The 15,479-nt window shown below is 63.0% G+C and carries 16 protein-coding genes and 1 other RNA gene; 8 read left to right on the plus strand and 9 right to left on the minus strand.

All coding sequences use genetic code 11. The features are described from left to right. The first annotated feature begins 253 nt into the window (after positions 1–253). From trxA to ABI582_RS04940, 5 genes are all read left to right on the plus strand, one after another. Entirely contained in the window at positions 254–580 is a 327-nt protein-coding gene (gene trxA / locus ABI582_RS04920; protein WP_063424113.1) for a thioredoxin TrxA, read from the plus strand. 228 nt (positions 581–808) lie between these two features. Further along, positions 809–2,068 (plus strand): transcription termination factor Rho, encoded by a 1,260-nt coding sequence (rho, locus tag ABI582_RS04925; RefSeq protein ID WP_003253661.1) that lies wholly within the window; start codon positions 809–811, stop codon positions 2,066–2,068. A 201-nt stretch (positions 2,069–2,269) separates the two neighbouring features. Continuing rightward, positions 2,270–3,736 (plus strand): 4-hydroxy-3-polyprenylbenzoate decarboxylase, encoded by a 1,467-nt coding sequence (gene ubiD, locus ABI582_RS04930; RefSeq protein ID WP_016489755.1) that lies wholly within the window; start codon positions 2,270–2,272, stop codon positions 3,734–3,736. After that, complete coding sequence (locus tag ABI582_RS04935; RefSeq protein WP_442118531.1) at positions 3,736–4,704, plus strand: CDP-6-deoxy-delta-3,4-glucoseen reductase; 969 nt, start codon at positions 3,736–3,738, stop codon at positions 4,702–4,704. The genes ubiD and ABI582_RS04935 overlap by 1 nt, the downstream gene beginning before the upstream one ends. A gap of 246 nt (positions 4,705–4,950) precedes the next feature. Next, the gene (locus ABI582_RS04940) at positions 4,951–5,601 is read left to right on the plus strand and encodes a gamma-glutamylcyclotransferase (RefSeq protein WP_019470975.1); all 651 of its coding nucleotides are present in this window, start codon (positions 4,951–4,953) and stop codon (positions 5,599–5,601) included. 115 nt (positions 5,602–5,716) lie between these two features. On the opposite strand, the gene ABI582_RS04945 is transcribed toward ABI582_RS04940, so the two are convergent. Next, positions 5,717–6,694 (minus strand): NADPH:quinone oxidoreductase family protein, encoded by a 978-nt coding sequence (locus tag ABI582_RS04945; protein WP_442118532.1) that lies wholly within the window; start codon positions 6,692–6,694, stop codon positions 5,717–5,719. Between the two features lie 157 nt (positions 6,695–6,851). On the opposite strand from ABI582_RS04945, the gene ABI582_RS04950 reads away from it, so the two are divergent. Then, entirely contained in the window at positions 6,852–7,256 is a 405-nt protein-coding gene (locus ABI582_RS04950) for a flagellar basal body-associated protein FliL (protein ID WP_016489751.1), read from the plus strand. 407 nt (positions 7,257–7,663) lie between these two features. Here ABI582_RS04950 and ABI582_RS04955 read toward each other — a convergent pair whose 3' ends face one another. From ABI582_RS04955 to ABI582_RS04970, 4 genes are all read right to left on the minus strand, one after another. Beyond that, the gene (locus tag ABI582_RS04955; RefSeq protein ID WP_442118533.1) at positions 7,664–8,776 is read right to left on the minus strand and encodes an ABC transporter permease; all 1,113 of its coding nucleotides are present in this window, start codon (positions 8,774–8,776) and stop codon (positions 7,664–7,666) included. Position 8,777: 1 nt separating this feature from the next. Next, the gene (gene rbbA, locus ABI582_RS04960; protein ID WP_442118534.1) at positions 8,778–11,498 is read right to left on the minus strand and encodes a ribosome-associated ATPase/putative transporter RbbA; all 2,721 of its coding nucleotides are present in this window, start codon (positions 11,496–11,498) and stop codon (positions 8,778–8,780) included. Beyond that, the gene (locus ABI582_RS04965; RefSeq protein ID WP_442118535.1) at positions 11,495–12,454 is read right to left on the minus strand and encodes an HlyD family secretion protein; all 960 of its coding nucleotides are present in this window, start codon (positions 12,452–12,454) and stop codon (positions 11,495–11,497) included. Before ABI582_RS04965 ends, rbbA begins: the two co-directional genes overlap by 4 nt. A gap of 95 nt (positions 12,455–12,549) precedes the next feature. Beyond that, positions 12,550–12,999 (minus strand): EVE domain-containing protein, encoded by a 450-nt coding sequence (locus ABI582_RS04970; RefSeq protein ID WP_442118536.1) that lies wholly within the window; start codon positions 12,997–12,999, stop codon positions 12,550–12,552. 179 nt (positions 13,000–13,178) lie between these two features. Here ABI582_RS04970 and ABI582_RS04975 point away from each other — a divergent pair, with 179 nt between their 5' ends. Beyond that, on the plus strand, positions 13,179–13,331 hold the full coding sequence (locus ABI582_RS04975) for a hypothetical protein (protein WP_016489747.1): 153 nt from the start codon (positions 13,179–13,181) through the stop codon (positions 13,329–13,331). A gap of 18 nt (positions 13,332–13,349) precedes the next feature. On the opposite strand, the gene ABI582_RS04980 is transcribed toward ABI582_RS04975, so the two are convergent. The 4 genes from ABI582_RS04980 to ABI582_RS04995 form a co-directional block, all read right to left on the minus strand. Then, positions 13,350–13,958, minus strand: a complete 609-nt coding sequence (locus ABI582_RS04980; RefSeq protein WP_338745578.1) for a 5-formyltetrahydrofolate cyclo-ligase — start codon at positions 13,956–13,958, stop codon at positions 13,350–13,352. A gap of 87 nt (positions 13,959–14,045) precedes the next feature. Beyond that, a non-coding RNA gene (gene ssrS / locus ABI582_RS04985) (6S RNA) lies at positions 14,046–14,225 on the minus strand. A 17-nt stretch (positions 14,226–14,242) separates the two neighbouring features. Further along, a complete protein-coding gene (locus ABI582_RS04990) occupies positions 14,243–14,563 on the minus strand; it encodes a cell division protein ZapA (RefSeq protein WP_234226386.1) in 321 nt (106 codons plus the stop codon). Continuing rightward, complete coding sequence (locus ABI582_RS04995) at positions 14,560–14,742, minus strand: TIGR02449 family protein (RefSeq protein ID WP_029886233.1); 183 nt, start codon at positions 14,740–14,742, stop codon at positions 14,560–14,562. The genes ABI582_RS04990 and ABI582_RS04995 overlap by 4 nt, the downstream gene beginning before the upstream one ends. A 181-nt stretch (positions 14,743–14,923) precedes the next feature. Between ABI582_RS04995 and ABI582_RS05000 the strand changes: the two genes are divergently transcribed. Then, positions 14,924–15,478, plus strand: coding sequence for a YecA/YgfB family protein (locus ABI582_RS05000; RefSeq protein ID WP_043198934.1), 555 nt, complete (start codon positions 14,924–14,926; stop codon positions 15,476–15,478). The last annotated feature ends 1 nt before the right edge of the window (position 15,479 follow it).

A 15,479-nucleotide genomic window follows, 5' to 3' on the forward strand; every position in this document is an offset into this window, starting at 1 on the left:
CTGGTTGTTCTCGGTCGTTAACCCGGCAATCGTGCCACGATAGCAGGCTGACGCCAACGCGTGACACGCAGCCGATGTGCTGGCCTTGATGCAAGGCAATGTGCCATTCGATTCTATGACCGCTGTATGACAGTTTCGATTCGCGGCGTCTTGCGCAACTATAGTTACACTCAATCGTCCGTGGCTTCCTGTCGGCGGCGGGGGCAGCTATGATGGGCAACGTTTTTTATTGCTTACGACCTTGGAGATTTCCATGAGCGACAAAATCAAACACGTCACCGACGCCAGCTTCGAAGCCGACGTACTGCAGGCTCAAGGCCCGGTGCTGGTCGACTACTGGGCTGAGTGGTGCGGCCCATGCAAGATGATCGCTCCGGTTCTGGACGATATCGCTACCACCTACGAGGGCAAGCTGACCGTCGCCAAGCTGAATATCGACGAGAACCAGGAAACCCCAGCCAAGCACGGCGTGCGTGGTATCCCGACGCTGATGCTGTTCAAGAACGGCAACGTCGAAGCCACCAAGGTTGGCGCGCTGTCCAAGTCGCAGCTGGCCGCGTTCCTCGACGCCCACCTGTGATGTGAAAAAAGCCCCGCAAATGCGGGGTTTTTCTTTTTCAGAGCACTAGACGCAGAAAAAAGCAAGTGTTACATTCGGCCTCGCACTGCTTTTCCAGTGCCCTCTACACGCCGTCGCCGAAGCATCCCTAATTCGAATCAGTACGCGATCCTGTCGCCATCTAGCGGCGCGGCCTCATTAAGCCAGAAGCTTAATTCTCCCTTCTTACATGATTACGTCACTCCCCTTATGAACCTGACTGAACTCAAGCAAAAGCCGATTACCGATCTTTTGGAAATGGCCGAACAGATGGGCATCGAGAACATGGCCCGTTCGCGCAAACAGGACGTGATCTTCGCCCTGCTGAAGAAGCACGCGAAGAGCGGCGAAGAGATTTCGGGTGACGGCGTGCTGGAGATTCTCCAGGATGGTTTCGGTTTCCTGCGCTCGGCTGATGCGTCCTACCTGGCCGGCCCGGACGATATCTACGTCTCGCCCAGCCAGATCCGCCGTTTCAACCTGCGTACCGGCGACACCATCGTCGGCAAGATCCGCCCGCCGAAGGAAGGGGAGCGTTACTTCGCCCTGCTGAAGGTTGATACCATCAACTTCGACCGTCCGGAAAACGCGAAGAACAAGATCCTGTTCGAAAACCTGACGCCGCTGTTCCCGAACAAGCGCCTGAAGATGGAAGCCGGTAACGGCTCCACCGAAGACCTGACCGGTCGCGTCATCGACCTGTGCGCCCCGATCGGCAAAGGCCAGCGTGGCCTGATCGTCGCCCCGCCAAAAGCGGGCAAGACCATCATGCTGCAGAACATCGCGGCCAACATCACCCGTAACAACCCCGAGTGCCACCTGATCGTCCTGCTGATCGACGAGCGCCCGGAAGAAGTGACCGAAATGCAGCGCACCGTGCGCGGCGAAGTGGTTGCTTCCACCTTCGACGAGCCGCCAACCCGCCACGTGCAGGTTGCCGAAATGGTGATCGAGAAGGCCAAACGCCTGGTCGAGCACAAGAAGGATGTGGTCATCCTGCTGGACTCCATCACCCGTCTGGCGCGTGCCTACAACACCGTGATCCCGAGCTCGGGCAAGGTGCTGACCGGTGGTGTCGACGCCCACGCCCTGGAGAAGCCGAAGCGCTTCTTCGGCGCCGCGCGTAACATCGAAGAAGGCGGTTCGCTGACCATCATCGCCACCGCGCTGGTCGAAACCGGCTCGAAGATGGACGAAGTGATCTACGAAGAGTTCAAAGGCACCGGCAACATGGAGCTGCCGCTGGACCGCCGCATCGCCGAGAAGCGCGTGTTCCCGGCCATCAACATCAACCGTTCCGGTACCCGCCGCGAAGAGCTGCTGACAGCCGACGACGAACTGCAGCGCATGTGGATCCTGCGCAAGCTGCTGCACCCGATGGACGAAATCGCCGCCATCGAGTTCCTGGTCGACAAGCTCAAGCAGACCAAGACCAACGACGAGTTCTTCTTGTCGATGAAGCGCAAGTAAGCTTCGCAAGCAGGAATCGATTGGGGCTGCTTTGCAGCCCATCGCGACACAAGGCCGCTCCTACAGGATTACGCATTACCTGTAGGAGCGGCCTTGTGTCGCGATGGGGCGCGAAGCGGCCCCAAGTCATTTTTGGCCATTAGGTGCCGAACGGCGCTACACTCTGCACCCCGACCGATACGGCCAACACGAGGCTTTTGCATGCAGTATCGCGACTTGCGCGACTTCATCCGTGGCCTGGAACAGCGCGGCGAGCTCAAGCGCATCCAGGTACCGATCTCCCCTGTCCTGGAAATGACCGAGGTCTGCGACCGCACCCTGCGTGCGAAGGGCCCGGCATTGCTGTTCGAAAAGCCCACCGGCTTCGACATCCCGGTGCTGGGCAACCTGTTCGGCACGCCAGAGCGCGTGGCCATGGGCATGGGCGCCGAGTCGGTCGATGAACTGCGCGAAATCGGCAAGCTGCTGGCCTTCCTCAAGGAGCCCGAGCCACCCAAGGGCCTGAAGGACGCCTGGTCCAAGCTGCCGATCTTCAAGAAGGTCGTGTCGATGGCGCCGAAGGTAGTCAAGGACGCGGTGTGCCAGGAAGTGGTGGTCGAGGGTGACGATGTCGACCTCGGCGCACTGCCGATCCAGCATTGCTGGCCAGGCGACGTGGCGCCGCTGATTACCTGGGGCCTTACCGTTACCCGTGGCCCGAACAAGGACCGCCAGAACCTGGGCATCTACCGCCAGCAGGTCATCGGCCGCAACAAGGTCATCATGCGCTGGCTGAGCCACCGTGGCGGCGCCCTCGACTACCGTGAGTGGTGCGAGAAAAACCCCGGCCAGCCGTTCCCGGTTGCCGTGGCCCTGGGTGCTGACCCGGCGACCATCCTGGGTGCCGTGACCCCGGTGCCGGACACCCTTTCCGAGTATGCCTTCGCCGGCCTGCTGCGCGGCAACCGCACCGAGCTGGTCAAGTGCCGTGGCAGCAACCTGCAGGTACCGGCCACCGCCGAGATCATCCTGGAAGGCGTGATCCACCCGGGCGAAATGGCCCCGGAAGGCCCGTACGGCGACCACACGGGCTACTACAACGAGGTGGACAGCTTCCCGGTGTTCACCGTCGAGCGCATCACCCACCGGCAGAAACCGATCTACCACAGCACCTACACCGGCCGCCCGCCAGATGAGCCGGCGATTCTCGGTGTGGCGCTGAACGAAGTGTTCGTGCCAATTTTGCAGAAGCAGTTCCCGGAAATCACCGACTTCTACCTGCCGCCGGAAGGCTGCTCGTACCGCATGGCGGTTGTGACCATGAAAAAGCAGTACCCAGGCCACGCCAAGCGCGTGATGCTGGGTGTGTGGTCGTTCCTGCGACAGTTCATGTACACCAAGTTCGTTATTGTCACCGATGACGATATCAACGCCCGTGACTGGAACGATGTGATCTGGGCCATCACCACACGCATGGACCCCAAGCGTGATACGGTGATGATCGACAACACGCCGATCGACTACCTGGACTTCGCGTCGCCGGTATCGGGGCTGGGGTCGAAGATGGGCCTGGACGCCACGCACAAGTGGCCGGGCGAGACTACACGCGAATGGGGACGGGTCATCGTCAAGGACGAAGCCGTCACCCGCCGTATCGATGAGCTGTGGGATCAGTTGGGAATAGATTGATGCAGGTAACGTTGCAGCCGTCCGGGGCGGTGCTGGCGCTCGAACCCGGGGAACGGATCCTGGATGGAGCGCGGCGGTTGGGCTATGACTGCCCGAATAGCTGCCGCAATGGCAATTGCCATGTCTGCGCCGCGTTGTTGGTCGAAGGGCGGGTACGCCAGGACGGCGAAGTCCGTGACCATGGCGAGCTGTTTACCTGCATTGCCGAGCCGCTGGAGGACTGTGTGTTGCTCTGGGATGGTGTGCTCGCCTTGGGTGAGCTGCCGGTCCGCAAGCTGGCGTGCAGCGTCAGTGAATGCGTCGACGTGGGTGGCGACGTCTGGCGGGTGCGTTTGCGCGCGCCGGCCGGCAAGCCGCTGCGTTACCACGCCGGGCAGTACCTGATGATCGAGCGCGAGGGCGGCAAACAGGCCGCGTTCTCGCTGGCCTCCGCACCCCACGCCGGGCGTGAACTGGAGCTGCACGTGCTGGCGCGTGAGCCCAGTGCATTGCAACTGATCGAGCAGCTCAAGCGTGACGGCCTGGCACGCATCGAAATGCCGTTTGGCGACACCCACCTGGCCGAGCTGCCCGACGGGCCGCTGGTGCTGATTGCCGCCGGCACCGGAATGGGCCAGATGCACAGCCTGCTCGAGCATTGCCGCGCCAACGGTTTCAAATACCCGGTACACCTGTACTGGGGTGTGCGCCGGCCCGAAGACTTCTACCAGATCGAGCACTGGGACGAATGGCAGCGCCTGCCCAACCTGTTCCTGCACCAGGTCGTCAGTGACCTGTGCGGCTGGGAGGGCCGTTGCGGCATGCTGCATGAGGCGGTCTGCGAGGACATCGCCGACCTCAATACAGTGCATGTGTATGCCAGCGGCTCACCGAACATGATCTACGCCACCCTCGACGCCCTGGTCGAAGCCGGCATGGATGCACACCGCATGCGTGCGGATGTGTTTGCCTACGCCCCACGCGGTTAATAACCGAAGTTGGAACAAGTGGGTATAAGGCGGTAATTGTTACCGCCTTGGCTAATAACTTTAACCGTTGCCGAAACAGTACTTCCCCAGTCGTCGGAACCGCGCATTAAAGTATTGCCCCAGGGCTTGAGTATTCCTGCATTTCTGGCCTATGGTTACTGCAAGCGCCCTTGGTACACGGCTTGGGGCCGCAGCTTGAGCGAATCTCGCTACATCCGTAGTTCACAGGGATAATGGCGGCAGCTTATGTCGGCAATTGAAAGTATGTCTTGGCAAGTTTCATATCCTCCTTCACTCGACTTTGGTCAGCAACATACTCGCGACCAGTTGTTCAACTCCATGAAAACGACCATGTCTCGGCATCAGGGCGGGCCGGTGTGGCTGTTTGCCTACGGTTCGCTGATCTGGCGCCCTGAGTGCAATTCGGTGGAGCGCCAGCGCGCGCGGGTACATGGATATCACCGTGGCCTTTACTTGTGGTCGCACGAGCATCGCGGCACCCCGGAAACCCCCGGCCTGGTGTTCGGCCTGGACCGTGGTGGTTCCTGCAGCGGTTTTGCCTACCGGCTGGAGGAGAGCAACCTGGACGACTCGCTGATGGCCCTGTGGCAACGCGAGATGCCGTACCCGGCCTATCGGCCGCACTGGCTCAATTGCCGGCTGGGCGATGGCAGCAAGGTACAGGCCTTGGGCTTTGTACTGGAGCGGCATTTGCCGTGCTATGCGGGCAACCTGCCGGATACCTTGCTCAGCCAGATCCTGGCCAGTGCCAAGGGGCGTTATGGCACCACGCGCGATTATGTCGAGCAGACCTTGAATGCCTTGCGCAGCCACCAGATGCCCGATCGCAACCTGGAGGCGCGGTTCAGGCGTTGCCATAACCTGCGTGAAGTTTGAGTTTTTGGGGCCGCTGTGCGGCCCATCGCGGCACAAGGCCGCTCCTACAGGGATTTGCGTTCAATTGTAGGAGCGGCCTTGTGTCGCGATGGGCTGCACAGCAGCCCCAGAAAAATCAATGCATCAACACCACCAACTTACCCACAGCCTGCCGCTGCCCCAGCTTCTCGATGGCAGCCCCAGCCTCGGCCAGTGGATAAGTCTGCGACACCAGCGGCTTCAACTTGCCTTCGGCATGCCAGGCAAACAGCTGCTTGAAGTTGGCCGCATTATCCTCGGGCTGGCGCTGTGCAAACGCCCCCCAGAACACCCCCAGCACCGCCGCGCCTTTGAGCAGCACCAGGTTGGTCGCCAGCTGTGGAATGCTGCCGCTGGCAAAACCCACCACCAGCAGCCTGCCATTCCAGGCCAGCCCGCGCACTGCCTGCTCGAACAGCTCTCCGCCCACTGGGTCGTAAATGACGTCCACGCCCTGGCCACCGGTCAGCCGCTTGATTTCTTCGCGCAGGCTGGCCTGGCTGTAGTCGATCAGCTCATCTGCCCCGGCTGCCTTGGCCACGGCCAGTTTCTCGGCACTGCTGGCTGCCGCGATCACCCGCGCGCCCATGGCCTTGCCGATTTCCACCGCCGCCAGGCCGACCCCGCCGGATGCGCCCAGTACCAGCAGCGTCTCGCCTGCTTGCAATTGGCCGCGCTGGCGCAGCGCGTGCATCGAGGTGCCATAGGTCATGCCGAAGGCGGCAGCGGTGGTGAAGTCCATGCTGGCCGGGATCGGCAGCACGTTGTAGAACGGCACCGCCACCTGCTCGGCGAAAGCACCCCAGCCGGTGAGTGCCATGACCCGGTCGCCGACCTTGAGCGCGCCGGCTTTTTCCCCGACCGCGGCCACCACGCCCGCTGCTTCGCCGCCGGGTGAGAACGGCAGTGGTGGCTGGAACTGGTATTTGCCTTCGATGATCAGGGTGTCGGGGAAGTTGACACCGGCGGCCTGCACATCCAGCAGAATCTCGTTTTTCTTCGGCTGCGGGCTGGCCACGTCTTCCAGTACCAGATCACGCGCCGGACCCAGGGTTTTGCACAACACAGCTTTCATCGGGGCTATTCCTTTGCGGGTAGTGGCCGATAAGTGTAGGAGGGCGGCTTGCCGGGTCAACGAGCATGGCCCGCCCTGATGGGCCGGCATAAGCCCGGGCTTGGGTTTGAGCGGCGTGCTGGGTAAGCTGGCGCCAACTGTATTGAGGAGCGAATTCGTGAAAGCGTGGATCTTGATGGTACTGGCGCTGCTGCTGCCGGCTGCGGCCATGGCCGAAGAAGCCAAGGAAGGGGCGCCCAAGGTCGCCTACATCAGCCTGAGCCCGCCCTTTGTCGGCAACTATGCCCTCGACGGCGGCCCGCGGCTGCGCGTGTACAAGGCCGACGTGGCCCTGCGCGTGACCGGCGACGAAGCGGCCAAGGCGGTAAAGCACCACGAACCGCTGATCCGCAACCAGCTGGTAGCACTGTTCACCCAGCAGACCGTGGACAACATGAGCAACGTCGAGGCCAAGGAACACCTTCGCCAGGAGGCGTTGAAGCAGGTGCAGCAGGTGCTGGAAGCAGAAGAGGGCAAGCCGATCGTCGAGGACCTGCTGTTCAACAACCTGATCGTGCAATGAACTGAAACCTTATGAGGCCAATCGCTGCGCAGTTCGCATGAAGGGGTATCAAGTGATTGCGTGGTGGCTGCCAATTGGCTGTCTTGAGTTTTCAGGGAGGCGTACATCGAGCGCCGCCCGCGCGGCGCTGGATCGCGAAGGCGCTAAAATAATCATGGCGGACCCTCCTGTGCACATATCCAGAAACAGGGCTGCCTATTATCAATCGTGCGTATGCTAAGCCATAATCGCCCTGTTCCCGCAAGGGACTTGCGAGACTCTGTGGATCCTGGTTCAACCAGCTATTACAGAGCCGGGCAGGTAAATGGCGATGACAAGCCAACCTGTCTGTGATCAGGGCGCCGAAAGGCGCCCTTTGTCTTTGTGCCAGTTTTCCAATTTCCTGACCGGAATGATATCGCACGCCCTCATGACGCCAGGCTACGGCGAAACCGCGCCAGGGCGACGCTGAAAAACACCAGGCCGATCAGCGCCAGCGCCAAAATATCCGGCCATACCACCGCCCATCCGGCATCCCGGAACAGGATCGCGGTACCCAGGCTGACAAAGTGCGTCGACGGTGACCCCTGCATCACCCATTGCAGCCATTGCGGCATGCTGTCCAGGGGTGTGCTGCCGCCAGACAGCAACAGCATCGGGATGATCACCGGGATTGCCAGCAGGCCGAACTGCGGCGTCGAGCGTGCCAGGGTGGCGAGGAAGATGCCCAGCGCGGTACTGGCGAACAGGTACAGCGCGGTCACGGCCAGAAACAGCCCCATCGAGCCGGACAGCGGCACACCCAGCGCGCCTTTCACGACCACCACCAGCGAAACCCACGTGCAGATCACCACCACCAGCGCGTTGCTGCCGATTTTTGCCAGCATGATTTCCAGTGCGGTGAGCGGCAGCACCAGCAGGTGGTCGAGGGTGCCATGCTCACGCTCGCGCAGCAGCGCGGTGCCGGTGAGGATGATCGCCAGGATGGTGATGTTGTTGACGATCTGGATTACCGCCAGGAACCAGCCCCCCTCAAGGTTGGGGTTGAACAGCGCCTTGGGGTTGATCAGCACCGGGCTTTGCCCGTTGCCGCGCTGGCTGTAGTCGAGCAGCTCGCGCTCGAAGATGCGGCCGATGTAGCCGGCGCCCATGAACGCCTGGCTCATGGCCGTGGCGTCGACGTTGACCTGCAGCTCCGGCGAGCGCCCGGCCAGCAGGTCGCTCTGGAAGTTCACCGGTACGTTTATCACGAAGGTGTACTCGCCGCTGTCCATGGCCTGGTCCAGGCGTTCTGCGGGCAGCGACACGGCGGGCTGGAACTCGGGCGGTTGCAGGGCTTGGGTCAATTTGCGCGACAGCAGGCTGTGGTCTTCGTCCACTACCGCGACGCTGGCGTTGTGTACGCCGATCACCGAGCCGGCGGCCGGCATGTAGATCGCCACGCTGAAGGCATACAGCAAGAACAGCAGCAACACGCTGTCGTGACGCAGGCTGGTCAGTTCTTTCAGGCCCAGGCGCAGGGTGTGGTTCAGGCGCGACATGTCAGGCCTCCTGCTTCTTCAGCATGGCCAGGCTAAGGCCGGTGAACGCTGCGAAGAAGCCCAGCAGGATAAGGCACTGCGGCCACAGCTCGCGCAGCCCCAGCGCCTTGGTGAAGGTGCCGACCGCGATATCGAGGAAGTAGCCCGCCGGGAACAGTTGGCCCATCACCGCCGCTGCGCCGTCCAGCGACGAGCGTGGCACGATCAGGCCGGAAAACTGGATGGTCGGCAGGCTGGTGATGATCATGGTGCCCAGGATGGCCGCGATCTGGGTGCGGGTGAAGGCCGAGATCAGCAGCCCCAGGCTGGTGGTGGCCAGCAGGTAGGCCACGCCACCACAGGCCAGGGCCAGCACGCTGCCCTTGAGCGGCACGGCGAACAGCCAGCGGTTCATTGCCACCAGCAGCGCCAGGTTGACCAGGCTCACGGCCAGGTAAGGCATCTGCTTGCCAAGCAGGAACTCCAGGCGGGTGAGGGGGGTGGCGTAGAAGTTGGTGATGGAGCCGAGTTCTTTCTCGCGGACAATGCCCAGCGCGGTGAGCATGGCCGGGATGAAGGCGAGGATCAGCGCCATTACGCCCGGGCCGATGGCATTCACGCTGACCACGTCCTGGTTGTAACGAAAACGTGTTTCCAGGCGCACCAGCTCCTGACGCGCTTGCGGCTGTGGGCTGGCCTTGGCCAATTGCTCAAGGTTGGCCTGGTGCACGGCTTCCACATAATTGCGGCTGGTTTCTGCGCGGAACGGCATGCCGCCGTCGAGCCAGGCCGCCACCACCGGTTGGCGCCCGGCATACAGGTCGCGGCCAAAGCCGGGCGGAATCTCCAGCGCCAGTTTGATGTCCGAGCGTTGCAAGCGCTCGTGCATCTCGCGGCTGTCACGAATCGGCGACTGTTCGGCAAAATAGCGTGAGCCACGGAAGGCCTCAAGGTAGGCCCGGCTTTGTGGGCTCTGGTCCTGATCGTGCACGGCGAAGGCAAGGTTTTCTACATCCAGCGAAATGCCGTAGCCGAAGATCACCATCATGAACAACGCGCCTGCCAGGGCGAAGGCCAGGCGCACCTTGTCGCGCAGCAGTTCCTTGCCCTCACGGCTGGCCACCGCCAGCAGGCGGCGCAGGCTGAAACCCTGGCGCAGCGGCGGAGCGGGCGTGGCTGCCTGCTCCAGCACGGCGTTGTCCGTGGCTGGCGGCGCGAGCTCCTGGGCCTGCTCCAGGCAACGCACGAACGCGTCCTCCAAAGTGTCACCGTGGTACTGGCGCTGCAGGGCATCGGGTGTGTCGCAGGCCAGTACCCGCCCGGCATGCATCAACGAGATGCGGTCGCAGCGCTGGGCTTCGTTCATGAAGTGGGTGGAGAGGAAAATGGTCACGCCCTGTTCGCGTGACAGTTCCACCAACAGCCGCCAGAAGTCGTCGCGAGCGGCCGGATCGACGCCGGAGGTCGGTTCATCGAGGATCAATACTTCCGGGCGATGCAGCACCGCCACCGCCAGCGACAGGCGCTGGCGCAGGCCAAGGGGCAGGGCGCCGGACGGCTGGTCGGCGATAGCGGCCAGGTCGAAGCGCTCGATCAGCTCATCGATGCGCTGGGCGCTCTCGGCTTTGGGCAAGTCGAACAGGCGGGCATGCAAGGCCAGGTTCTGCCGGGTGCTGAGCTCGCCATACAGCGAGAAACTCTGCGACATGAAACCGACCCGCTTTCGCGTGGCCAGGTCACTGGCGTCCACCGGGCGGCCGAGCAGGCTGGCGCTGCCCTCGCTGGCCGGCATCAGCCCGGTGAGCACTTTCATGGTGGTGGTCTTGCCGCAGCCGTTGGAGCCGAGGAAACCGAAGATCTCGCCACGGCCAATGGCGAAACTGACCTTGTTCACCGCCGTGAAGTCGCCAAAGCGCAGCGTCAGGTCGTGGGCCTCGATGGCGACCGGGCTGTCCGTGGCCGGGCGCGGCGGGATGCGCAAGGGTTGCTGCTGCGCCTTGCCCGCGCCCTGGTAGTGGGTGAAGGCGTCGTCCAGCTTGCCGCTGGGGGTGACTGCGGCCAGTTCGTGGCTTGGCCCTGCGGCCAGCAGTCGGCCGCCATCGAGCATAAGGCAATGCTCGAACTGTTCGGCCTCTTCCATGTAGGCGGTAGCCACTAGCAGGGTCAGTTGCGGGCGCTGTGCGCGAACCTGTTCGACCAGCTCCCAGAAGCGCCGCCGCGACAGCGGGTCGACGCCAGTGGTGGGTTCGTCGAGGATCAGCAGGTCCGGCTCGTGGATCAGCGCGCAGCACAGCCCCAGCTTCTGCTTCATGCCACCCGACAGCTTGCCGGCCGGGCGCTCGGCAAAGCGTTGCAGGTCGGTGGCCTGCAGCAGGTTGGCCATGCGCTGTTCGCACTCGCGGCGGCCCAGGCCGAATAGGGTGGCGAAAAAGCGGATGTTCTCGCTGATCGACAGCTCCGGGTACAGGTTATTGCCCAGCCCCTGCGGCATGAACGCCACTTTCGGGTACAGCGCCGCGCGATGACGGCGCTGGCGGATCGAGCCACCCAGCACCTGCAGCTCGCCCTGTTGCAGGCGTTTGACGCCGGCGATCAACCCCAGCAGGGTCGATTTGCCGGCGCCGTCAGGGCCGATCAGCGCGCAGCGGGTGCCCGCAGGCAGGCTGAAGCCGAGGGTGTGCAGGGCCACCAGGTCGCCGTAGCGGTGGCCGATGCCCTCAGCCAGCAGTGCCGGGGCGTTCATTGCAGGTTGGCCGGCCAGTCCACCTCAGCCGTGCGCACATAGCCGGCGCCTGGCATACCCGGTTTGGCCTGCGGCACTGCGCCGGGGTCGGTCAGGCGAAGCTTGACGCGGAACACCAGCTTTTGCCGCTCGTCGCGGGTTTCGACCTGCTTGGGGGTGAACTGGGCCTTGGCTGCGACAAAGGCCACCTTGGCTGGCAAGGCGCGTTCGGGCAGGGCGTCCAGCACGATGCGCGCCTGGTCACCTACGGTCAGCTTGCCGCTGGTGGAAGCCGGCAGGTACAGGTTCATGTACTGGTCGCTGGGGTCGATCAGCATCAGCACGCGGCCGCCGGCACCCAGTACTTCACCTGGCTCGGCCAGGCGCAGCTGGATAATGCCGTTGATGGGCGCACGCAGGCTGCTGTCGTCGATTTCGCTGGTAAGCTGGGCCACCTGGGCTTCGGCTGCGCCGATGGCGGCCTTGATCGCTGCCAGCTGGGCGCGGGCGGCGACCACGGCGGCGTTGGCGGTGTCAAAGCGTGCCTGTTGCTGGTCGAGCAGTTGCTGGCTGGCGTATTTGCGCTGGAAGATTTCGCGCACGCGCTTGAGGTCCTGGCTGGCCAGCAACAGTTCGCTCTGGCGCAGCTGCACGCTGGCCTGGGCGGCGGCGTAGTTTTCCCGCGCGCGCAGCACTTCGGCTTCGGCCTGGGTGCGCTGGGCTTGCATGGTGCGGGTGTCAATGCGTGCCAGCAGCTGGCCACGGGTGACATTGTCGCCTTCGTCGACCAGCACTTCGGCCAGGCGGCCGGGGACCTTGCTGGCGATCTGCACTTCGGTGGCTTCGAGGCGGCCGTTGCCCATGCTCAGGCCTTCGGGCAGCTGGTCGTGGAGCGACTTCCAGTACCCCAGCCCTGCGGCTGCAGCGAGCAGGGCGATCAGCGCGGTGGCGAAGATTCTGGGGGCGTATCGGTTCATCGATCTGCATCCTTGCGGTTCTGCACACCACATCATGGCGCGGGGCCATTCGTGGCGTGTTGATATCGGTCAAACCCTTGACCATAGCCAGTGTTTCAACGCAACGCGACAATCACCGCCCATTGTTCGGGTGTCACCGGCATCACCGACAGGCGGCTGCCTTTTTGCACCAGCGGCAGCTCGGCCAGGCCGGACTGCTGCTTCAGCCTGCCCAGTTCCAGCACCCGTGGCAGTGTTTGCACATGGGCCACATCCACCGCACTCCACGGGTTCTTGTCGGGCGTGGCCTTGGCATCGTAGTAGTGGCTGTGTGGGTCCAGCGCGGTGGGGTCGGGGTACGCTGCGCGGGTGATTCTGGCAATACCGGCGATGCCCGGTTGCGGGCAGCTGGAGTGATAGAAGAAGAATTCGTCACCCACATTCATGGCCCGCAGGAAATTACGCGCCTGATAGTTGCGCACGCCGTCCCAGCGCGCTTCGCCAAGGCGGCCGAGGTCTTCGATGGAGAGTTCGTCGGGCTCGGATTTCATCAGCCAGTAGGCCATGGATGCTGCTCCTGAAAAGGTTTGAAATAACCTGTTGCACGAAACCGACAGCCGGTTGGCGTCAAGGTTTGCGTGCGGACGCAGGTTGTCGGAAAATGCGCCCCGTTTAAAGCGCGATGCGCTGGCGATACCCAGAAAATCGCCACGCACTGAACAGTTTGCCTGGGGGGCAATCTTCGATGAATCAACGCAAAAAGCCGGATCTGCTGTGGATCCTGGTGTTCATTTTTGGCCTGGGTGTGGTCACTACCGGTTATGCGCAGGGTTTGTGGGAGCGCAAGCTGGACAGCGCCTACCAGATGCCGGTCGACGCCAGCCAGCCACAACGTTGATGCCCCCGCTGGCGCCGCTCAACGCGGTGCCAGGTACCAGCCACGGTCCGAGACCGTCCCTTGCAGCGGTACATCCCAGCTGGCCTGCGCCAGCCGCTCGACCTTCTGGCATTCGTGCGCCAGCCCCAGCAGCAATGGTTTTTTCCAGGTTTGCCGACGCGCCTGGTAGGCCAGGCTGCGATCATAAAAGCCCCCGCCCATTCCCAGACGCCCGCCCACTTCGTCAAAACCGACCAGCGGTAGCAGGATCAGGTCCAGCGCCCAGATCGGTCGCTGGCGCTTGCGGTCCGTCACCGGCTCGGGAATACGGAAGCGGTTGGGCTTGAGCTTTTCGCCCTGCTCGAACCGCTGGAATACCATGCGCGTGCGCGGCCAGGCGTGCAGCACCGGCAGGTAGGTGCGCTTGCCGCGACGCTGGGCTTCGCGCAGCAGCAGGCAAGGGTCGATTTCGCCGTCGTTGGGCAGGTACAAGGCAATGTGGCGGGCGCGGCGGAACAATGGGTGTTGCGCCAGCTGGCGATACAGGCCGAGGGTGGCCTTGCGTTGCTGGGCAGGGGTAAGGGCGCGGCGGGCATTGCGAAGCAGGCGACGGAGCTGGGGGCGGGTGAGCGGCGCGGTGTCGGTCATGGCACGGGCGATCCCAGATCTACTGGCCGGCACTGGACGGTCGGCCAAAACGAATTGCCCGCCTGAAGGGGCGGGCAAAAAAAATTCAGGCTCCCCGATCAGACCGCTGTCGGTGTAGCCCTTGAACCCGAAAGTTCAAGGTGGAGATTGCAGGGGGCGTTAAGGCTTTCCGTCGGGCGGACATGCACACCGGCCCCAGCGTGCAACCCCCGTGGTTGTGCGTATCGGCTCAGGGACATAACCGACTGGCGCATCCACCAGGGAGTGGCGCCAGTATACCAATCTCAGCCGATTTTGGTATCCGTGTCGTCGGACAAAGCCTTGTCTACCCGATCCAGCAGGTCACGCACCTGTTCGCGGTTGGTGCCGCTGGCCGGGGCTTCGGCGCGGTCTTCCTGGCGATGCAGCATTTCGTGGGTAATGTTCAATGCCGCCATGACCGCGATGCGGTCGGCGCCAATCACCTTGCCGCTGCTGCGGATCTCGCGCATCTTGCCGTCCAGGTAGCGCGCGGCGCTGACCAGGTTGCTGCGCTCTTCCGGCGGGCAGATGATCGAGTACTCTTTGTCGAGGATCTGCACGGTGACGCTATTGCTTGAACTCATGAGTCTTGCTCCAGAGCCTTGAGGCGTAAGATCATCGACTCGACCTTGCGCTTGGCGATCTCGTTCTTTTCGATGAGGTGGGCGCGCTCTTCGCGCCAGGATTTTTCCTGAGCTACTAGGAGTGCATTTTGCCGTTTTAGTTGCTCGACGCGTTCGATCAGCAACTCGAATCGGCTCATCAGTGCCTGAAGGTCGTTCTCTTGCGTGGGTTGCACTCGATTCGCTCCGTCGTTGAGTCACCTGGCGATGATGCCTCTCCCTGGGCGGCGACGGCCAGTGCCGATGGTCTTGGCGCGTCTGCCGGTGCTAGGATACAAGGTCTCCATTCTAGTCATTGCGCCGTCTGGCGCCTAGCTGCCCATGCCCAATACCCAATCGCCTTACATCGCCTTCGCCATGCTGCTCTCTAGCAATGGTCATCCTGTCACCCCGGCCGAACTGCACGGCCTGCTGATCGGCCGTAGCTGCGCCGGCGCCGGCTTCGACGCCGATGCCTGGCTGGCCGATGCCGCCCAGTTGCTGGAAAACGAGCCCGGGGACACCGTGCGCAACGCCCTGATCGGCCTGCAGGAAATGGTCAAGGGCGAGCTCACCAGCGACGACATGGCCATCGTCCTGTTGCTGCCGTCCGACGACGCCGCCCTGAGCGACCGCGCCACCGCGCTGGGCCAGTGGTGCCAAGGCTTCATTACCGGTTTCGGCCTGAATGCCGGCGGCAAGGACTTGTCTGACGAAGCCAAGGATGTGCTGCAGGACCTGGTGGCCATTTCCCAGGTACAGGAAGCCCTCGAAGAGTCCGAAGACGGCGAGAGCGACTACATGGAAGTCATGGAATACCTGCGCGTGGCGCCTCTGCTGCTGTTCTCCGAGCTGGCCAAGCCGGCCGCACCCGCGCCCAAGCCATCGCTGCACTGAT

The organism is Pseudomonas sp. SAS7 (assembly GCF_052112345.1).
Lineage (GTDB): Bacteria > Pseudomonadota > Gammaproteobacteria > Pseudomonadales > Pseudomonadaceae > Aquipseudomonas > Aquipseudomonas putida_Q.

Coding starts and splice junctions, on each gene's coding strand:
- ABI582_RS04975 (WP_016489747.1), top strand. CDS start 13,179: ATGAATCAACGCAAAAAGCCGGATCTGCTGTGGATCCTGGTGTTCATT.
- ABI582_RS04945 (WP_442118532.1), bottom strand. CDS start 6,694: ATGAAAGCTGTGTTGTGCAAAACCCTGGGTCCGGCGCGTGATCTGGTA.
- ABI582_RS04995 (WP_029886233.1), bottom strand. CDS start 14,742: ATGAGCCGATTCGAGTTGCTGATCGAACGCGTCGAGCAACTAAAACGG.
- trxA (WP_063424113.1), top strand. CDS start 254: ATGAGCGACAAAATCAAACACGTCACCGACGCCAGCTTCGAAGCCGAC.
- ABI582_RS04935 (WP_442118531.1), top strand. CDS start 3,736: ATGCAGGTAACGTTGCAGCCGTCCGGGGCGGTGCTGGCGCTCGAACCC.
- rbbA (WP_442118534.1), bottom strand. CDS start 11,498: ATGAACGCCCCGGCACTGCTGGCTGAGGGCATCGGCCACCGCTACGGC.
- ABI582_RS04940 (WP_019470975.1), top strand. CDS start 4,951: ATGTCGGCAATTGAAAGTATGTCTTGGCAAGTTTCATATCCTCCTTCA.
- ABI582_RS04990 (WP_234226386.1), bottom strand. CDS start 14,563: ATGAGTTCAAGCAATAGCGTCACCGTGCAGATCCTCGACAAAGAGTAC.
- rho (WP_003253661.1), top strand. CDS start 809: ATGAACCTGACTGAACTCAAGCAAAAGCCGATTACCGATCTTTTGGAA.
- ABI582_RS04980 (WP_338745578.1), bottom strand. CDS start 13,958: ATGACCGACACCGCGCCGCTCACCCGCCCCCAGCTCCGTCGCCTGCTT.
- ABI582_RS05000 (WP_043198934.1), top strand. CDS start 14,924: ATGCCCAATACCCAATCGCCTTACATCGCCTTCGCCATGCTGCTCTCT.
- ABI582_RS04955 (WP_442118533.1), bottom strand. CDS start 8,776: ATGTCGCGCCTGAACCACACCCTGCGCCTGGGCCTGAAAGAACTGACC.
- ABI582_RS04970 (WP_442118536.1), bottom strand. CDS start 12,999: ATGGCCTACTGGCTGATGAAATCCGAGCCCGACGAACTCTCCATCGAA.
- ABI582_RS04965 (WP_442118535.1), bottom strand. CDS start 12,454: ATGAACCGATACGCCCCCAGAATCTTCGCCACCGCGCTGATCGCCCTG.
- ubiD (WP_016489755.1), top strand. CDS start 2,270: ATGCAGTATCGCGACTTGCGCGACTTCATCCGTGGCCTGGAACAGCGC.